The organism is Phocaeicola sp. RTP21198st1_B8_RTP21198_201120 (assembly GCF_040929485.1).
Taxonomy (GTDB): domain Bacteria; phylum Bacteroidota; class Bacteroidia; order Bacteroidales; family Bacteroidaceae; genus Phocaeicola; species Phocaeicola dorei.
The window spans coordinates 1-1,039 of sequence record NZ_JBCOCI010000556.1 but is presented as its reverse complement, the minus strand read 5'-3'; the positions used below and the strand labels follow the sequence as shown (position 1 = coordinate 1,039).

Annotated in this window: 2 protein-coding genes; both read left to right on the top strand. The window is 39.6% G+C overall.

What is annotated here, in order from left to right; genetic code table 11:
- Positions 1 to 474: RNA polymerase sigma factor (locus tag AB5935_RS28055; protein WP_368328109.1), on the top strand; the 474-nt coding region annotated here is incomplete at its 5' end.
- Between the two features lie 19 nt (positions 475 to 493).
- Positions 494 to 1,039 (top strand): ATP-dependent 6-phosphofructokinase (locus AB5935_RS28050; RefSeq protein ID WP_368328108.1); only part of this gene is annotated, 546 nt, incomplete at its 3' end.

The window sequence follows — 1,039 nt, the reverse complement described above, 5'->3', positions numbered from 1 at the left end:
TTAATAGCTCTGCAAAGTGATCTGCTAGGTTTTGCATATAAATTGACAGCTGACAAACACGATGCTGAGGATTTATTGCAGGAAACAATGTTGAAAGCTCTGGATAATAAGGATAAATTTGATCCTGAAACAAATTTTAAAGGCTGGATGTATATCATTATGCGTAACGCTTTTATAAATAACTACCGGATAAAAAAAAGCCAAGGAGACTTATATATATTATCCGAACCCGACTATCATTTCCTGCTAAGAGATGACTCTTTTGCTTTCATAGACAATAGTCACGATGCCAAGGAGATAAGGGCAGCCCTTAAAACACTACCTAAAGAACATTACAACGCTTTTATGTTGTATATATCCGGATTCAAATATCGGGAAATAGCTCAAGAAACAGGAGTGTCGCTAGGTACAATAAAAAGCCGTATCTTTCATAATAGAAAAAAATTAAAGCAGTTACTTTCTGATTTTGTCTAATAATTGTATAAAATGAATTATGAATAACAAGTATATTGGAATCCTGACTTCCGGAGGGGATGCGTCAGGAATGAATGCAGCGATCCGCGCCGTAACCCGTACCGCCATCTTCAACGGCTTTAAAATAAAGGGAATTTATAGGGGATACGAAGGACTGATTGCCGGTGAAGTAAAGGAACTCACAACAGAAGACGTGAGCAGTATTATTCAAAGGGGAGGTACTATACTGAAAACAGCGCGTTCCGAAGCTTTTACCACTCCGGAAGGACGTAAGAAAGCCTATGAAGTTATACAAAAAGAAAATATCAGTGCACTGATTATTATCGGTGGAGACGGTTCTCTGACGGGAGCCCGTATCTTTGCCGAAGAGTATAACGTGACATGTATAGGACTACCCGGTACGATTGACAATGATTTATATGGTACTGATTTCACCATAGGATACGACACGGCATTAAATACAATTGTTGAATGTGTGGATAAAATAAGAGACACCTCAACCTCACACGACCGCATTTTCTTTGTCGAGGTGATGGGACGTGATGCGGGCTTCCTGGCCCAGAAC